Consider the following 14,865-nt stretch of genomic DNA (forward strand, 5'->3'; position numbering starts at 1 on the left):
CACATGAGTTCCGAACAGATCCTCGCTGCCGCAGAAAAGATTCGGGCTGCAGGCCCGAGCGCCCCGCGCGCCGGACGCGACCCGGTCAATCTGCCGATGATACGCAACTGGGTGGAGGCGATCGGCGACAAGAACCCGATCTACGTCGACAAGGCGGCCGCGCAGGCCGCCGGGCACGACGACATTGTCGCCCCGCCTGCGATGGCGCAGGTGTGGACGATGCAGGGCCTGAACGCCGTTCGGCAGAGCGATGACCCATTGGGGCGCATGACGAATATCCTCGACGAGGCCGGGTTCACGTCGGTGGTTGCGACCAACTGCGATCAGATCTATCACCGCTACCTGAAGGTCGGTGAAGAGGTCACCGTCTCCACTACGCTCGAGGATGTCGTCGGGCCCAAGAAGACCGCACTCGGCGAAGGATGGTTCTACACCACCCGCGCCGTGTGGAGCGTCGCGAAAGGCGACGGCGCCGACGAGGTGGTGGCCGAGATGCTCTTCCGCATCCTGAAGTTTGTTCCCGCACCCAAACCCACTGAACCAATGTCACATTCGGATGGTCAGACTGCACCGATGTCACATTCGGCGAACGGTCGGGGCGCGTCGATCGAGGATCTGGACCCCACGAAGATGATGCGGCCCGGCGCATCGCCGGACACACAATTTTTCTGGGACGGTGTGGCCGCCCACGAGTTGCGGATCCAGAAGCGTGATGACGGTACGCTGGCGCACCCGCCGGTCCCCTCACTGTGGAAGGACAAGGCCGAGACGACGGACTACGTAGTGGCGTCGGGTCGCGGAACCGTATTCAGTTTCGTGGTCCATCACGCACCGAGGGTCCCGGGGCGCTCGTTGCCGTTCGTGGTGGCCCTCGTCGAACTGGAGGAAGGCGTCCGCATGCTCGGCGAGCTACGCGGGGTAGCGCCCGAGGAGGTGCAGGTCGGGATGCCGGTCGAGGCAATCTATCTCGACTTTCCCGGAGACGACGACACCGGCGGTGCGCCGTGGACGCTGTATGCGTGGCAGCGCGGAGCGAAGGAGCAGCCATGACGTCCACCCTCGAGATCACGGTGGGAACGACACTTCCGGAACTGTCCATCAAGGCCGACCCCACGTTCGTGGTGTCGACCGCGATCGCGACTCGCGATTTCCAGGACGTTCACCACGACCGCGACCTGGCGCAGCAACGCGGGTCGAAGGACATCTTCGCCAACATCCTCACCGATACCGGTCTGGTCCAGCGGTTCGTCACCGACTGGGCGGGCCCGAAAGCCGTGATTCGGTCGATCGCGTTGCGTCTCGGGGTGCCTTGGTACGCCTACGACACCCTGACGCTCAGCGGAACGGTGGCATCGATGAACGACGGCGTCATCACGCTCGACATCATCGGCCGCAACGGTCTTGGTGACCACATCACATCCACGGTGACCCTGGTCCTGAACGACCAGACGAACGGAGCGAGCGCATGAGCGGGCTATCGGGCAAGGCTGTGATCGCCGGTATCGGCGCCACCGACTTCTCGAAGGACTCCGGTCGCAGCGAATTGCGGCTTGCCGCGGAGGCTGTGACGGCGGCACTCGAGGACGCCGGTCTGACCCCGGCCGATGTCGACGGACTGACGTCGTTCACAATGGATACCAACACCGAAGCGGCAGTTGCCCGTTCGGTGGGAATCCCGAACCTGAAATTCTTCAGCCGTATCCACTACGGCGGCGGTGCCGCGTGCGCGACGGTGCAGCAGGCGGCGATGGCCGTCGCGACCGGTGTGGCCGAGGTGGTGGTTGCGTACCGGGCGTTCAACGAGCGGTCGGGGACGCGCTTCGGTCAGGTGAACTCCGGCCTCGTGGGGCAGGTGAACTCGTCGGGCACGGATAACGCATTTTCCTACCCACACGGACTGTCGACCCCGGCGGCGTTCGTCGCCATGGTCGCACAGCGGTATATGCACGAGTACGGCGCCACGAGTGAGGACTTCGGACGGGTCGCAGTCACCGACCGGAAGCACGCGGCCAACAACCCCGACGCGTTCTTCTACGGCAAACCGATCACCCTCGAAGACCATCAGAACTCGCGTTTCATAGCGGAACCACTGCACCTGCTCGATTGTTGCCAGGAGTCGGACGGCGGTATCGCGATCGTGGTCACGTCGCCGGAGCGGGCTAAGGACCTGAAGCAGAAACCGGCGGTCATCGCGGCGGCCGCCCAGGGAAGCGGCAGCGACCAGTACATCATGACCAGTTACTACCGACCCGAACTCGCCGGGCTGCCCGAGATGGAACTCGTGGGCAGGCAATTGTGGCAGCAGGCAGGCCTAGGACCGCAGGATATGGACGTGGCTGTGCTCTACGACCACTTCACACCATACGTATTGATGCAACTCGAAGAACTCGGCTTCTGCGGTCGCGGCGAGGCCAAGGACTTCATTGCCGGCGGTGCGCTCGAACTCGACGGCACGCTGCCGTTCAACACCCATGGCGGTCAACTCGGTGAGGCCTACATCCACGGCATGAACGGTATCGCTGAGGGCGTGCGTCAGATTCGCGGAACATCCGTGAACCAGGTCTCGGGCGTACAGAACGTTCTCGTTACCGCCGGGACCGGTGTACCCACGTCAGGGTTGGTGCTGACAGCATAGGGTCCGCGGGATTCTGATCACCCCTACGCCGCTTATTCCCGTAGACGAGTCAGCGCCACGACAGGAATGGTGCGGATACCTGCGGTTTTCTCCGCGTATTCGGCGAATCCTGGATAGCGGCTGGCCTGTTCGTTGAAGATGTCGTCTCGTTCGTCGCCGGTGACTTCGTTGACGGATACGGAATAGGATTCGGTGCCGCGCTCGACCTCTGCCGCTCCGGCGGCGACGAGATTGTGATACCAGTCGGGATTGGTGGGGGCGCCTGCCTTCGAGGCGAAAACGTAAATTCTGTCCGGAGCGGTCTCGTCCGGCATGTACATCATGGGGGACACCATGGCGCGTCCCGACTTCCGGCCATGATGATGCAACAGCACCATCGGTGCCCCTTCGAATGGGCCACCCACGCGGCCCTCGTTGGCGCGGAATTCTGCGATTATGTTTGCGTTCCAGTCATTGGGGTTCGGTGTGTTCATCTGAGTTCTCTCCTAGTCTCGTCTCGTGTATTGAGGTGGCCGGATCGGACGAGTGCGAGCTACGCGCTGGACATCGACCTCTCGGTCGTGACGATCTGCGCAGGTGGCATGGACTTCAACCTCGCCGCAGGCAGTGTGGGCCAACCCAACATACAGTATGTGACATCGACTACTTCGGTCATTTGCCGTCGTACTGCGAACCAGGCGCAAAGGAAATCGTTGCGCCAGCACAAGGCCTCACAAGAGGCGGATGACAAGCCGGCGTGGACGCCTGAGCTCGCAACGCGACTGAATCCGCACAATTCCGGGCCAAGGCGATCTACCTCGACTTTCCCGGAGACGAAGACACCGGCGGCGCGCCGTGGACGCTGTATGCGTGGGCGGCGAAGGAGCAGTCATGGCATCCACCCTCGAGACCGCGGTGGGAACGACACTTCCGGAACTGTCGATCAAAGCCGATACCACGTTCGTGGTGTCGGCTTTGATCGCGACCCGGGACTTCCAGGACGTTCACCACGACCGCGACCTGGCGCAGCACCGCGGGTCGAAGGACATCTTCGCCAACATCCTCACCGATACCGGACTGGTCCAGCGGTTCGTCACCGACTGGGCGGGCCCGAAAGCCGTGATCAAGTCGATCGCGTTGCGTCTCGGGGTGCCTTGGTACGCCTACGACACCCTGACGCTCAGCGGAACGGCGGCGTCGATGAACGACGGCGTCATCACTCTCGACATCGTCGGTCGTAACGGTCTTGGTGACCACATCACATCCACGGTGACCCTGGTCCTGAACGACCAGACGAACGGAGCGAGCGCATGAGCGGGCTTTCGCACAAGGCTGTGATCGCCGGTATCGGCGCCACCGACTTCTCGAAGGACTCCGGTCGCAGCGAATTGCGGCTTGCCGCGGAGGCTGTGACGGCGGCACTTGAGGACGCCGGTCTGACCCCGGCCGATGTCGACGGACTGACGTCGTTCACGATGGATACCAACACCGAAGCGGCAGTTGCCCGTTCGGTGGGAATCCCAAATCTGAAATTCTTCAGCCGCCTACCCGCGTGGATTGTCGACCCCGGCGGCGTTCGTCGCCATGCTCGCACAGCGGTATATGCACGAGTACGGCGCCACGAGTGAGGACTTCGGACGGGTCGCAGTCACCGACCGGAAGCACGCGGCCAACAACCCCGACGCGTTCTTCTACGGCAAACCGATCACCCTCGAAGACCATCAGAACTCGCGTTTCATAGCGGAACCACTGCACCTGCTCGATTGCTGCCAGGAGTCGGACGGCGGCATTGCGATCGTGGTCACGTCGCCGGAGAGGGCGAAGGACCTGAGGCAGAAGCCGGCGGTGATCGCGGCGGCCGCCCAGGGGAGCCGTAGCGACCAGTACATCATGACCAGTTACTACCGACCGGAACTCGCCGGGCTGCCCGAGATGGAACTCGTGGGCAGGCAATTGTGGCAGCAGGCAGGCAGGCAGGCAGGCCTAGGACCGCAGGACATGGACATGGCTGTGCTCTACGACCACTTCACACCATACGTATTGATGCAACTCGAAGAACTCTCGAACTCGATGGCACGCTGCGGTTCAACACCCACGGCGGTCAACTCGGTGAGGCCTACATCCACGGCATGAACGGTATCGCCGAGGGCGTTCGCCAGATCCGCGGGACGTCGGTGAACCAGGTCTCGGGCGTACAGAACGTTCTCGTCACCGCCGGGACCGGTGTTCCTACGTCGGGGCTGGTGCTGACGACATAGAATTGGCCGACGAAAAGGGTGCGCGTCGATTCAGTCCGGTATGCGGGTGAGCGCCACGACTGGAATGGTGCGGATACCTGCGGTCTTCTCCGCGTAGCCGTTGAATCGGGGCAAGCGGCGGGCTTGTTCGTTGTAGATGCGGTCTCGTTCGCCGCCGGTGACTTCGCTGACGGATACGGAATAGGTCTCGGTTCCGCGCTCGACCTCTGCCGCACCGGCGGCGACGAGATTGTGATACCAGTCGGGGTTGGTGGGGGCGCCTGCCTTCGAGGCGAAAACGAAAAACCTGTCCGGAGCGGTCTCGTCCGGCATGTAGATCATGGGGGAGACCATGGCGCGTCCCGATTTCCGGCCGCGATGATGCAACAGCACCACCGGTTCCCCTTCGAACATGCCACCCACGCGGCCCTCGTTGGCGCGGAATTCTGCGATTGTGTTTGCGTTCCGTTCATTGGGGTTCGGCGTGTTCATCTGAGTTCTCTCCTAGTCTCTCGTGTATGAGTCGGCCGGATCAGGTAAGCGCGAGCTAGGTGCGCTGGACATCGACCTCTCGGTCGTGACAATCTGCGAAGGTGGCATGGACTTCAACCTCGCAGGCCGCATTGGCCAACCCAACATACAGTACGTGACATCGACTACTTCGGTCATTTTCCGTGGTGCTGCGAACGAGGGGCAAACGAATCATTGCGCCAGCGCGAGGCCTCACAAGAGGCGGATGACTAGTCGGCGTGGATGCCTGAGCCCGCAACGCGACTGAATCCGCTCAACTCCGGGTTGCGGTGAATGTGGCGGCGGGGCAGCTGGCGACGGACGGGCATGGTCAGGCCGCCGCGTGCGCCCGCCGGAGTCCGCCGCGCGACCGGATCGGCCATCCGTCCGCACCAGTCACCGGTACCCGGATCCATGAAACGCCCTTCCGGAAACACTTGCAGCAGATTATGTTCCGTGTCGAGGTGGGTTCCGTCGTCGAGTGCAGGGCAGCCGTCGCGGACACCCGTTGCACTCGCCGGACGATGCTCGACCCCGGCGTCCTCGAGGTCCGCTCGCCCAACCAGCAGGCGCGGGCCACCACCGGATCGGACGCGCATCTTGCGCCCGATCGGATTGCGCTGGGCGAATTTCGCCGCGTAGGACTCGAAGTAGTCGACCACCTCGTCCTTACCCGGCCACGACCACCTCGGTGTGCGGGTAGAGTCCAGCCGGGCAGGTTGTCGTACCTGCGCCGGGGTGAACAGCCGGAGTGAGTCGAAGGTTCCCCAGACGTCGCTCACACGGTCGTGACCGTCGAGGATCACGAATCGCTGTCCTCTTCGCGCGAGATGGTCGCCGGAGGCGAGACCTGTCTGGCCGCTACCGATCCCGATCGTGTCGAATTGCTGCGTAGGCATCGTCGTTCCCCTCCTGTTCTGGCCGGCTGTAACCGGCAACGCTACGACTTCGACCGCTCTCGTCGCGCCAGCAGAACGATGCAATGTCCGGTATCCGAGGCATGGGTATTTCTGTGCAGAGCGCCGGTGCGGACGGCCGATCCAGCCGGTTCTATTGCTAGGGTTCCACGAGTCGGTGCTCGTACGCATATGCCGTGGCAGCCGAGCGGGAGGCGATACCCAGTTCGAGGAAGATGTTGTCGGAGCGCCGACGGCTCATCGGCATGGCCACTCCTATCGGATTCACAACCTGCCGGACGGTGAAACCTCAGCCCGCCGTCGAGGTCATGGTGGAGGTAATCCCTGCGATCTGTCGGGGTCTCGAGTCAAACTAGGTCCACATGCCAACGGAGGAGAGCTGATGGTCGATGCAATTACCGCAGAGGGCCTGGTCAAGCGGTATGGCGACGTCACAGCGCTCGGAGGGGTCGATCTCGCGGTTGCGGCGGGAACCGTGACGGCGCTGCTCGGCCCGAACGGTGCCGGCAAGACGACAGCCGTGCGGGTGTTCACCACCCTTCTCGTTCCGGACGCGGGCCGCGCCGAGGTCGCAGGTCTGGATGTCGTCGGGGACGCACGGGCGCTGCGATCGCGAATCGGCGCTTCGGGGCAGTACGCGGCCGTCGATGAGTACCTCACCGGCTTCGAGAACCTCGACATGGTGGGGCGGCTCTACCACCTCGGCGCCAAGCGCAGTAGGGCTCGAGCCCGTGAACTGCTCGAACAGTTCGACCTGGTCGAGGCGGGTGACCGCCCCGTCAAGGGCTACTCAGGCGGTATGCGTAGGCGCCTCGATCTTGCGGGGGCGCTCGTGGCCGAGCCGGAGGTGTTGTTTCTGGACGAACCGACCACCGGACTCGACCCTCGAGCCCGACTGGGACTGTGGGACGTCATCGACGAACTCGTCGCGAAAGGCACCACGCTGCTGCTCACCACGCAATACATGGAGGAGGCGGAGCGACTCGCCGATCAGATTGCGGTCATCGACCACGGCTTGGTGATTGCTCGCGGAACCGCCGACGAATTGAAGAATCGGGTGGGCGGTGAGCGCATCGAACTGACCGTCCGCGAGGGGATCGACCTCTCCGTCGTGCGTGAGGAACTGATATCGCTCGCCGCTGGCGACATCCACATCGACGAGAATGTCCGTCGGGTGACGGTGCCGGTGTCCGGGGGATCGGACACGCTCGTCGAAGCACTTGGCCGATTGTCCAATCGAGGCGTGAAGGTGTTCGACGTCGGCCTGCGCCGCCCTACTCTCGACGACGTCTTCCTCACCCTTACCGGACGCGAGGCCGAAGAGGAGCAAGTTTCATGACCGCGCCGCAGACCGCTTCCGTCCACACCGCGCTCGCTGATGGGCTCACCATCGCCAAGCGCAACATGATCAAGATCAAGCGCGTGCCCGACCTCATCGTATTCACCACATTGTCGCCGATCATGTTCGTGTTGCTGTTCGCATACGTATTCGGCAGTGCCATCCAGGTTCCGGGCATGTCGTACCGTGAGTTCTTGATCGCCGGAATCTTCACTCAGACAGTCATCTTCGGTTCTACCTGGACGGGATTGGGCATGGCCGAGGATCTACAGAAGGGGATCATCGACCGGTTCCGGTCGCTGCCGATGGCCCCGTCCGCCGTCCTGATCGGCCGCACGTCGAGCGATGTGCTGATCAACATCGTCAGCCTCGTGGTGATGTCGCTGACCGGTCTGATCATCGGCTGGCGCATCCACTCGAGTATCGGCGAGGCGGCTCTTGGCTACCTGCTCTTGCTGCTGTTCGCCTACGCGTTGTCTTGGATAATGGCGGTGGTGGGCATGTGGATCCGTACCCCGGAGGTATTCAACAACGCCAGCTTTATCGTGATCTTCCCACTCACGTTCATTGCGAACACGTTCGTCGATACGAGTGACCTACCCGGTCCGTTGAAGGTGATGGCGGAGTGGAACCCGGTGTCCGCGGTGACGCAGGCCGTGCGCGAGCTGTTCGGAAACACCAACCCCGCCATGGCGGTTCCCGATGCATGGCCGCTACAGAACCCCATCATCGCCTCACTGGGGTGGTCGGCGGTGCTGCTGCTGATCTTCGTGCCCTTCGCGGTTCGGCGCTACAACAAGGCGGTCAGTCGGTGAGTCGACATCGCGTCCCGATCCCAGATCTGAGCAGTCGACCATCTCCACGTCGTGTGCGATCAAATACTTCCGCGCGCCGGAGTCGCCGGTGAGGCTGCGCTGCAACGGCATCCAATGTTCTCGGCCGATCAGGACCGGATGGCCAGGCGAGTCGCCGTAGTGGGCCTGGCGGAGCGCCGACCGGGTGTCGAGGGGTGGCACCGCGCCCAGTCGCGAAACCGCGTCGGCCCCGAGGTCTGGGAGATCGACCAATGTGACCACGACGGCGTCGAGGTCCCCGAGGGTCGCGGCGACCTCCAGTCCCCGGCGAAGGGATGCGGAGAGACCCGACTGCCAGTCCTCCGCGATCGCGACGGCGACCGGGATGCCGTCGGGAAGTAAGGCCTCGGCCTCGGCGGCACGGGCGCCGAGCACCACGACGATGGGGTTGCATCCGGCCTCCGAGAGCACCCGGGTACCGCGCGCCAGCCACGGTTCCCCGCCTTCACTGACGATGAGAGCCTTGGGCATGCCCATGCGTGAACCGGCCCCAGCGGCGAGTAGTACGCCCCCAACCGACGTCGTCATCGAGGGATCCCGGAATAACACGGCATACGCTCACCCTACTTTTACTTGGCCGAATTCGTGAATGAGATGCAATGCGCGTGTGCGCGTCGGGAGTAGCAACGCGCACCGTAGACTGGCCGATGGTTTCGAGACGGCGTAAGCCGGGATGGGACGGACGCATGGTGGATCCCAAGAGAGTCGGAGAACCTCCCCTGCGGGAGTTCGCGGAGCGGTGGGGTGGCTCCGGCAGCGTCGTCGATATCGGCGGCCCCATTCACTGGGTGGAATACGGCGACACCGACAATGGATCTCCTCCAGTGGTCATGGTTCACGGACTCGGCGGTTCACACCTCAACTGGGTCCGGATCGCTCCGACTCTGGCGAAACGTACGCGCGTGGTGACAGTAGATCTCCCTGGCTTCGGTCTCAGCACGGCTGGACGGCGCCAGGCAGGAGTGGACGCCAACGCAAAAGTGCTGCACCGCTTCCTTGAGGATGTGATCGGCACTCCGGCGATTCTGATGGGCAATTCGATGGGCGGCATGATCTCGCTCTTCGAAACGGCAGCGCACCCCAAGTCGGTCTCCGGCCTGGTTCTTGTCAACCCTGCATTGCCTATCGGGCAGCGGGCCCCGGATCCACAGGTTGCGTTGCAGTTCGCGATGCAGTTCATGCCTTTCGTGGGGGAGCGCTACCTGCGGTATTCGAATAGGAGGATGACGGACCGACAGTTGGTCGAGCGAGTGGTCAACCTGTGCTTCGCCGATCCGAGTCGGGCTTCGGAGGAGGTCCTCGACGCTGCTACGGCTCTCGCGGGTTACCGACGTGGGCTGCCATCGCAGGATGCGGCGTTCCTTCAAGCCAGTCGATCACTGATGCTCGTCCTTGCTCGTCCTGGGCGCTATCAGGCTGCCATGCAGTCCGTCCAACAGCCCGTTCTCCTGATCCACGGCGACAAGGACAGGCTGGTGCCGGTTGCGGCTGCGCGGAAGGCGGCGGCAGTCAACGAGCGGTGGGACAGCGTGATCCTCACCGACGTGGGGCACACGCCGCAGCTCGAGGCTCCCGACACGATGCTCGACCACGTGATGACGTGGGTCGACAAGTACGGGCTGATCGACGTGTAGGACAACAGCCACAAGCTGACGCAGCGGCGTGTCTGCGCCGGCGGCAGCAGACAGTTGGGCGGCGATGGTGAGTGGAGGCCTACCGACGTGCCCGTCGGGGTGTGCGCGGGAGGATTCGTGTGGACCCGCAACGCATGTGTGTCGGTGCGGTCGTCCGCGGGCTGTCGGGTGACAGGTGCTGCGGGAAGTAGGGGCCGAGGTCCTGGGCGACCTTCAGTGCCAGCGGGCACGCCTGATCCGCAATCTTTGTATCCTGCATGAGGGTAAGGCGTGAGTCATTCTGAGTCTTTGACACGGGAATCGCGTTGGACGACACCAGCACCGACGAATAGGGATGGTACGAATAGTGGGAGCACGCCCAGCTCTGGTACGGCTCCTCCCGATCCTCGTACCGGACGGGCTCGCTTCCGTCGATCCCCGCGGCGGCGCGCGCGTCCGGGCCGAATCCGTCGCAGGGGTGAAAGGTCAATCGCGGGACTGGCTCGGCGATCGGCTCACCGGTACCGGAAGAACCGCAGGCGGCCAGCGACAACGACAACGCAACAGCCGTTGCCACGCGAGATCCGGCGCGTCTGAGGTGCGCTATCACAGATCTTCTCCTTCCTGTCCGAGAGCGCTCGTCGTGATGCCCTCTTGTTCTTCGTAGGCCCGTAGTACGGCCTCGAAGGGTGCCTTCATATCCAGGGCGTAACTCCTATGAGAAAGGAGGAGTCCGACCGCCGAACTTTCGTAGGCGATCTGGCACCCCTCCTGCGACCTTGTCGTTGAACTTCTGCATCGGGAGCCCGACCTGCGCGACTCGATCGCACTTGGGTCATGCCGGTTCCGCGGTCTCGGCCGAACCTCCTGAGCCCGCGATCGACTGCGCGAGGGCACGGAACAGGTGGGTGAGTTCGGGCCTGCTCACCGTGCCGCTACGAATAACCCCGCAGACGGGAATGCGCAGGCGATCGTGGGTCTCGCGCATGACGCTCAGACCCCTCCGCGGAGTTGCGTCAGCGGTGTCGGCGTAGAGCACGGTCCACGATCGGGGCGTGGTGAGCACATCGAGCGTGGCCGTATGGTCGCTAGGAATCGATGGTCCGAGCATCACTTTTTGCCCGACCTGACGAAACGCGTCCTCGAGCACCGTGTGGATCAGGATCTGACTGCTGCGCGGTGGCAGGAGCAGGGGATACGGAGCCAGTTCGCTCAACTCCACGGTCGAGTTCCCGGACAGGGGATGCTGGCTCGACGTCACGATCACCAGGTCTTCCAGTCCGAATTCCACGGTTTCGAGTCCCGGCCGATCGACGCCGCCCCGAATCAGCGCGAGATCGATGTTCCCTGAGGCGACCGCGGTCATCCTCTCGGTGAAGTCCTTGATGACGAACTCGATATCCAACTGCGGAAATTCTTCGCGGACATGCGATATCGCTGCCAAGATCTGGGTTGCAAAGCTCATGCTCGCGCTGATGCGCAGCCGGTTGTGTGGGTCGAGTCCCACCGACAGCGCCCGCGCCTCGAGCCCCATCATCTCGGCGGCGATCGGCATGAGTCGCTCGCCTGCGGCGGTCAGTCGTGTGGCACGAGTCGACCGTTCGAGCAAAGAGGTGCCCAACTCGCGTTCGAGCTTGGCGATCTGGTGGCTGATCGCGGACTGAGAGATGAAGCAGCGTCGTGCCGCACGGGAGAAGCTTCCCTCCTCGCCGACCGCGAGGAAGTAGCGGAGCTGCCGGAATTCCATGACTCGAGGCTACGTCCTTCGCTCGCAATCTATGAGAAATCGAGATAACACAATTTCGATTCGCCCAGCTTATTCGCAACTGGACACGTCTAAACCATAAAATCTGTCATATGCAACGCTAAGCAGGAGTTGCTGTGCAAACGCAACAGAAAACGGAGGGGATTCTCGATGGATCGCACACAGGTCGTCATCGTTGGATCGGGATTCGGCGCCCTCGCGGCCGCGAAGAAACTCGGCAAGGCCGGCACGCCGTTCGTGCTGATTTCCGAGACCACCGAGCACTTGTTCCAGCCATTGCTGTACCAGGTCGCGACCGGCGTGATCTCGCCCGGCGAGATCGCCCCGTCCATCCGCGCCATCCTCGCCAAGTACCCCAGCGGCGACGTCCGGCTGGGGCGGGTCGTCGACGTCGACCCGGACAAGAAGGAAGTCGCCTACGAGGCCGGTGGGGTGCGACATACGCTCGGCTACGACAGCCTGATCGCTGCGACCGGCGCGCGGCAGGCGTACTTCGGTCGCGATGAGTTCGCCGAGGTGACGTACGCGCTCAAGACCGTCGCCGACGCCGACCGGTTGCGCCGGCAGATCGTTCGCTGCTTCGAGGAGGCGCACACCACCGCCGACCCGCAACGTCGCCGAGACCTGCTGCATTTCATCGTGATCGGCGCCGGCCCGACCGGTGTCGAACTGGCCGGGCAGATCAAGGAACTGGCAGGACGCTACTTCGAGAAGTCACTGCGCCAGACAAGCTCCGAAGACGTCACCGTCACCCTCGTGGAGGGTGCGAAGGAAACGCTGCCGGTGTTTGGTGGCAAGCTCAGTAGATACACGCAGGACTCGCTGGAACGCGCGGGTGTCGAGGTCGTGCTCGGCACGATGGTGACCGATATCGACGAGAGCGGCGCGACGCTGTCGTCGCCGAGTAGCGGTTTCGAAAAGCGACTCACCGCGGAGACGATCATCTGGTCGGCGGGCATTCAGGCCAACGATTTTGCGGCAGTACTCGCGGAGCGGACGGGTTGCGAGACCGGTCGCGGCGGGCGTCTGCTGGTCGACGAGGACCTCACGGTGGGCAACTATGACGACATCTATGCCATCGGCGACATGGCGTCGTTGAACGACCTGCCTGCCCAGTCGCCGTTTGCGATGCAGGGTGGCCGCCACGTCGCGGCGATCATCGCCGGGAAGCGATCTGTCGGAACACCCTTCAGCTATCGGGACAAGGGAAGCATGGCGATCATCAACCGTTTCCGTGCGATTACCCGCGTCGGCAAGATCGAACTGACCGGTGTGCTCGCCTGGTTCCTGTGGCTCGCCGTGCATCTCGTCTACCTGGTCGGCTTCCGAAACCGGTACGTCGCGGTGATGTCGTGGTGTGGATCGTTCCTCGGCCGCCGTCGGCCGCACTTCCACTACGCGCAACAGATCGAACCGGTCGAGGGAAGTGAGCAGCGAGAGATCGCTGCGGCATAGAGCGCGCCGGCGGCGGCCACCGGCGCTGGGGTTCTGCTGTATCGCATCGACGTTTGAGGTGTGCTCCAAATGCCGTGGATTCAGTCCGAGTTGGTGCAGGATACGGGTGACAGTGCGGACCGAGATCGCTACAGAGGGGAAGCGAGCGCATGTCAGTCCAAGAATTTGCACCCAAAGCCGTCGTATTCGATTGCGACGGTCTGCTGATGGATACCGAGCCATGTTGGACGGTCGCCGAGACTGAATTGTTTGCGCGACGGGGACTATCCTTCGGCGCGGAGCAGAAGGCGCTGTTGATCGGCCGATCACTAGGTGATGCGTGCGTTGCTCTAGCTGCGCTGTTCGATGACGGCATGTCACCGACTGCTCTTGAAACGGAGCTCATGGGGCTGGCCTGGGACGTAGTAAACCGCAGTGCGGACGCCATGGACGGTGCGCACGAGTTGGTGGCCTTGATCGCCGAGAAGGTTCCCGTAGCAGTGGCAAGCAACTCGCCGCGCGAATTTCTCGATTGTGCTCTGAACCGCGGAGGATTCAGCGACGTGTTTCCGGTGAGCATCGCCGCTGACGAGGTGATCTCGCCAAAACCAGCACCCGAAATCTCACCGCGTGCCGATTGCTCGGACACGCGCCACAGGAAAGTGCTTGTTTCGAAGACTCAGGTACTGGCGTGCGATCAGCGAAAGCGGCGGGAGTCTATTGCGTAGGTGTGCCAAGCCCGGCGAACGCCAAGCTGGACGCAGATGTGGTCTTCAGTACGCTGCGGGAATCCGCGATCGTGGACTGGATTGCCGGCTGGTGAGCAGCTGCCCCGCAACGAAAATCGCCTACCGATAGTCAAGTCCACGATGAGTACGACCGTTGATCGGGTTGGCGAATCAGCACACACGGACCTGCTCATACGCGCTCGGGGTGAGTGATCGTCTCGTCAAGATCGTGTGGCGCGCCCCTACCTGTCATGCAGTCGGGCCCGGAGCTGAAGAACGGGGAGCGGTGCACTCGTTCGCGATGGACGTGGTCACTTCGTCGATCGCGACACACATGAGATCCCCGTAGGAATCGTGAGGCAGGGCAGACGAATGCTCACGTGCGGCGTCGATGTGTTCGGCGGCGGCCTCGAATGACCCGAGCCGATGGTAGTTGTCGGCCAGATTGAGATGAAGCGAGGGGTAGAAGCCCGCGATGTGCAGGCTGGCATGGTGCTGTTGGACGCGTTGCTCGGTGATTGAGTCGGCTGCGTCGAGTGCACGTACATCCCAGCCCAGCGCCTGTGCCGGATCGTCGTAGAGGTCGGCGAGGTAGTGCGCGAGTGTGCAGCGGTGCAAGGGGTCGCCGCGGGGCCCGATGGTTGTCCAGAGCTCTAGAAGCCCGCTCCGGGCGGCGACGGTGTTTCCGCTGTGACCGTCGGTCACGGCTTTGCCGATCGCCTCCATCATCGGGTCGGTGTTGGCGGGTGTTGTCATTCGGCGTTCTCCTCTGGCCTGGTTGTTGTGTGTGTCGGAGCGTGGCGAGGGTGGTGAGGTCGGCGGAGCGGATCATCTTGACCGGCTAGCTGTATGGT

General features: G+C 63.2%; 16 protein-coding genes and 1 pseudogene. 10 read left to right on the forward strand and 7 right to left on the reverse strand.

Translation table 11 applies throughout. The features are described from left to right. Positions 1 to 3 precede the first annotated feature (3 nt). From RM2_RS00450 to RM2_RS00460, 3 genes are read left to right on the forward strand one after another with little or no spacing between them, the layout of a single operon-like run. Positions 4 to 1,050 carry a bifunctional MaoC family dehydratase N-terminal/OB-fold nucleic acid binding domain-containing protein gene (locus RM2_RS00450; protein WP_072686888.1) on the forward strand — a complete coding sequence of 349 codons (1,047 nt, stop codon included), beginning with the start codon at positions 4 to 6 and terminating at the stop codon, positions 1,048 to 1,050. Continuing rightward, on the forward strand, positions 1,047 to 1,469 hold the full coding sequence (locus RM2_RS00455; protein WP_072686889.1) for a MaoC family dehydratase: 423 nt from the start codon (positions 1,047 to 1,049) through the stop codon (positions 1,467 to 1,469). Before RM2_RS00450 ends, RM2_RS00455 begins: the two co-directional genes overlap by 4 nt. Beyond that, entirely contained in the window at positions 1,466 to 2,635 is a 1,170-nt protein-coding gene (locus RM2_RS00460) for a lipid-transfer protein (RefSeq protein ID WP_072686890.1), read from the forward strand. Before RM2_RS00455 ends, RM2_RS00460 begins: the two co-directional genes overlap by 4 nt. A 32-nt stretch (positions 2,636 to 2,667) precedes the next feature. On the opposite strand, the gene RM2_RS00465 is transcribed toward RM2_RS00460, so the two are convergent. Further along, positions 2,668 to 3,108: a nitroreductase/quinone reductase family protein gene (locus RM2_RS00465; RefSeq protein WP_072686891.1), complete on the reverse strand. Its 441-nt coding sequence runs from the start codon at positions 3,106 to 3,108 to the stop codon at positions 2,668 to 2,670. Positions 3,109 to 3,505: 397 nt separating this feature from the next. Here RM2_RS00465 and RM2_RS00470 point away from each other — a divergent pair, with 397 nt between their 5' ends. Beyond that, a complete protein-coding gene (locus RM2_RS00470) occupies positions 3,506 to 3,928 on the forward strand; it encodes a MaoC family dehydratase (protein ID WP_072687181.1) in 423 nt (140 codons plus the stop codon). Further along, a pseudogene (locus RM2_RS00475) lies at positions 3,925 to 4,872 on the forward strand (beta-ketoacyl-[acyl-carrier-protein] synthase family protein). The gene RM2_RS00470 and the pseudogene RM2_RS00475 overlap by 4 nt, the downstream one beginning before the upstream one ends. Before the next feature lie 30 nt (positions 4,873 to 4,902). Here RM2_RS00475 and RM2_RS00480 read toward each other — a convergent pair. Continuing rightward, positions 4,903 to 5,343, reverse strand: coding sequence for a nitroreductase/quinone reductase family protein (locus tag RM2_RS00480; protein ID WP_072686892.1), 441 nt, complete (start codon positions 5,341 to 5,343; stop codon positions 4,903 to 4,905). Between the two features lie 248 nt (positions 5,344 to 5,591). Next, complete coding sequence (locus tag RM2_RS00485; protein WP_072686893.1) at positions 5,592 to 6,260, reverse strand: NAD(P)/FAD-dependent oxidoreductase; 669 nt, start codon at positions 6,258 to 6,260, stop codon at positions 5,592 to 5,594. Positions 6,261 to 6,660: 400 nt separating this feature from the next. Between RM2_RS00485 and RM2_RS00490 the strand changes: the two genes are divergently transcribed. Beyond that, positions 6,661 to 7,617, forward strand: coding sequence for an ATP-binding cassette domain-containing protein (locus tag RM2_RS00490; protein WP_072686894.1), 957 nt, complete (start codon positions 6,661 to 6,663; stop codon positions 7,615 to 7,617). Then, the gene (locus tag RM2_RS00495) at positions 7,614 to 8,432 is read left to right on the forward strand and encodes an ABC transporter permease (protein ID WP_072686895.1); all 819 of its coding nucleotides are present in this window, start codon (positions 7,614 to 7,616) and stop codon (positions 8,430 to 8,432) included. The genes RM2_RS00490 and RM2_RS00495 overlap by 4 nt, the downstream gene beginning before the upstream one ends. On the opposite strand, the gene RM2_RS00500 is transcribed toward RM2_RS00495, so the two are convergent. After that, positions 8,352 to 8,999: a nucleotidyltransferase family protein gene (locus RM2_RS00500; protein WP_084721598.1), complete on the reverse strand. Its 648-nt coding sequence runs from the start codon at positions 8,997 to 8,999 to the stop codon at positions 8,352 to 8,354. The genes RM2_RS00495 and RM2_RS00500 overlap by 81 nt on opposite strands. A gap of 158 nt (positions 9,000 to 9,157) precedes the next feature. Here RM2_RS00500 and RM2_RS00505 point away from each other — a divergent pair, with 158 nt between their 5' ends. Further along, positions 9,158 to 10,105 (forward strand): alpha/beta fold hydrolase, encoded by a 948-nt coding sequence (locus RM2_RS00505; protein ID WP_072686896.1) that lies wholly within the window; start codon positions 9,158 to 9,160, stop codon positions 10,103 to 10,105. 79 nt (positions 10,106 to 10,184) lie between these two features. On the opposite strand, the gene RM2_RS00510 is transcribed toward RM2_RS00505, so the two are convergent. After that, positions 10,185 to 10,661 (reverse strand): hypothetical protein, encoded by a 477-nt coding sequence (locus RM2_RS00510; RefSeq protein ID WP_072686897.1) that lies wholly within the window; start codon positions 10,659 to 10,661, stop codon positions 10,185 to 10,187. Between the two features lie 258 nt (positions 10,662 to 10,919). After that, a complete protein-coding gene (locus RM2_RS00515) occupies positions 10,920 to 11,831 on the reverse strand; it encodes a LysR family transcriptional regulator (RefSeq protein WP_072686898.1) in 912 nt (303 codons plus the stop codon). Positions 11,832 to 11,999: 168 nt separating this feature from the next. On the opposite strand from RM2_RS00515, the gene RM2_RS00520 reads away from it, so the two are divergent. Together RM2_RS00520 and RM2_RS00525 are read left to right on the forward strand one after the other, a co-directional pair. After that, positions 12,000 to 13,304, forward strand: coding sequence for an NAD(P)/FAD-dependent oxidoreductase (locus RM2_RS00520; protein ID WP_072686899.1), 1,305 nt, complete (start codon positions 12,000 to 12,002; stop codon positions 13,302 to 13,304). A gap of 149 nt (positions 13,305 to 13,453) precedes the next feature. Beyond that, positions 13,454 to 14,011 carry an HAD family hydrolase gene (locus tag RM2_RS00525; RefSeq protein WP_218017204.1) on the forward strand — a complete coding sequence of 186 codons (558 nt, stop codon included), beginning with the start codon at positions 13,454 to 13,456 and terminating at the stop codon, positions 14,009 to 14,011. A gap of 249 nt (positions 14,012 to 14,260) precedes the next feature. Here RM2_RS00525 and RM2_RS00530 read toward each other — a convergent pair whose 3' ends face one another. Then, positions 14,261 to 14,767, reverse strand: coding sequence for a hypothetical protein (locus RM2_RS00530; protein WP_072686900.1), 507 nt, complete (start codon positions 14,765 to 14,767; stop codon positions 14,261 to 14,263). Positions 14,768 to 14,865: the final 98 nt, after the last annotated feature.

The sequence above is a fragment of the Rhodococcus marinonascens NBRC 14363 genome (assembly GCF_001894885.1).
Taxonomy (GTDB): Bacteria; Actinomycetota; Actinomycetes; order Mycobacteriales; family Mycobacteriaceae; genus Rhodococcus_F; species Rhodococcus_F marinonascens.

Bases quoted from the DNA above. Each gene is read 5' to 3' on its own strand.
- RM2_RS00450 (WP_072686888.1), top strand. From the start codon at position 4: ATGAGTTCCGAACAGATCCTCGCTGCCGCAGAAAAGATTCGGGCTGCA.
- RM2_RS00455 (WP_072686889.1), top strand. From the start codon at position 1,047: ATGACGTCCACCCTCGAGATCACGGTGGGAACGACACTTCCGGAACTG.
- RM2_RS00460 (WP_072686890.1), top strand. From the start codon at position 1,466: ATGAGCGGGCTATCGGGCAAGGCTGTGATCGCCGGTATCGGCGCCACC.
- RM2_RS00465 (WP_072686891.1), bottom strand. From the start codon at position 3,108: ATGAACACACCGAACCCCAATGACTGGAACGCAAACATAATCGCAGAA.
- RM2_RS00470 (WP_072687181.1), top strand. From the start codon at position 3,506: ATGGCATCCACCCTCGAGACCGCGGTGGGAACGACACTTCCGGAACTG.
- RM2_RS00480 (WP_072686892.1), bottom strand. From the start codon at position 5,343: ATGAACACGCCGAACCCCAATGAACGGAACGCAAACACAATCGCAGAA.
- RM2_RS00485 (WP_072686893.1), bottom strand. From the start codon at position 6,260: ATGCCTACGCAGCAATTCGACACGATCGGGATCGGTAGCGGCCAGACA.
- RM2_RS00490 (WP_072686894.1), top strand. From the start codon at position 6,661: ATGGTCGATGCAATTACCGCAGAGGGCCTGGTCAAGCGGTATGGCGAC.
- RM2_RS00495 (WP_072686895.1), top strand. From the start codon at position 7,614: ATGACCGCGCCGCAGACCGCTTCCGTCCACACCGCGCTCGCTGATGGG.
- RM2_RS00500 (WP_084721598.1), bottom strand. From the start codon at position 8,999: ATGACGACGTCGGTTGGGGGCGTACTACTCGCCGCTGGGGCCGGTTCA.
- RM2_RS00505 (WP_072686896.1), top strand. From the start codon at position 9,158: ATGGTGGATCCCAAGAGAGTCGGAGAACCTCCCCTGCGGGAGTTCGCG.
- RM2_RS00515 (WP_072686898.1), bottom strand. From the start codon at position 11,831: ATGGAATTCCGGCAGCTCCGCTACTTCCTCGCGGTCGGCGAGGAGGGA.
- RM2_RS00520 (WP_072686899.1), top strand. From the start codon at position 12,000: ATGGATCGCACACAGGTCGTCATCGTTGGATCGGGATTCGGCGCCCTC.
- RM2_RS00525 (WP_218017204.1), top strand. From the start codon at position 13,454: ATGTCAGTCCAAGAATTTGCACCCAAAGCCGTCGTATTCGATTGCGAC.
- RM2_RS00530 (WP_072686900.1), bottom strand. From the start codon at position 14,767: ATGACAACACCCGCCAACACCGACCCGATGATGGAGGCGATCGGCAAA.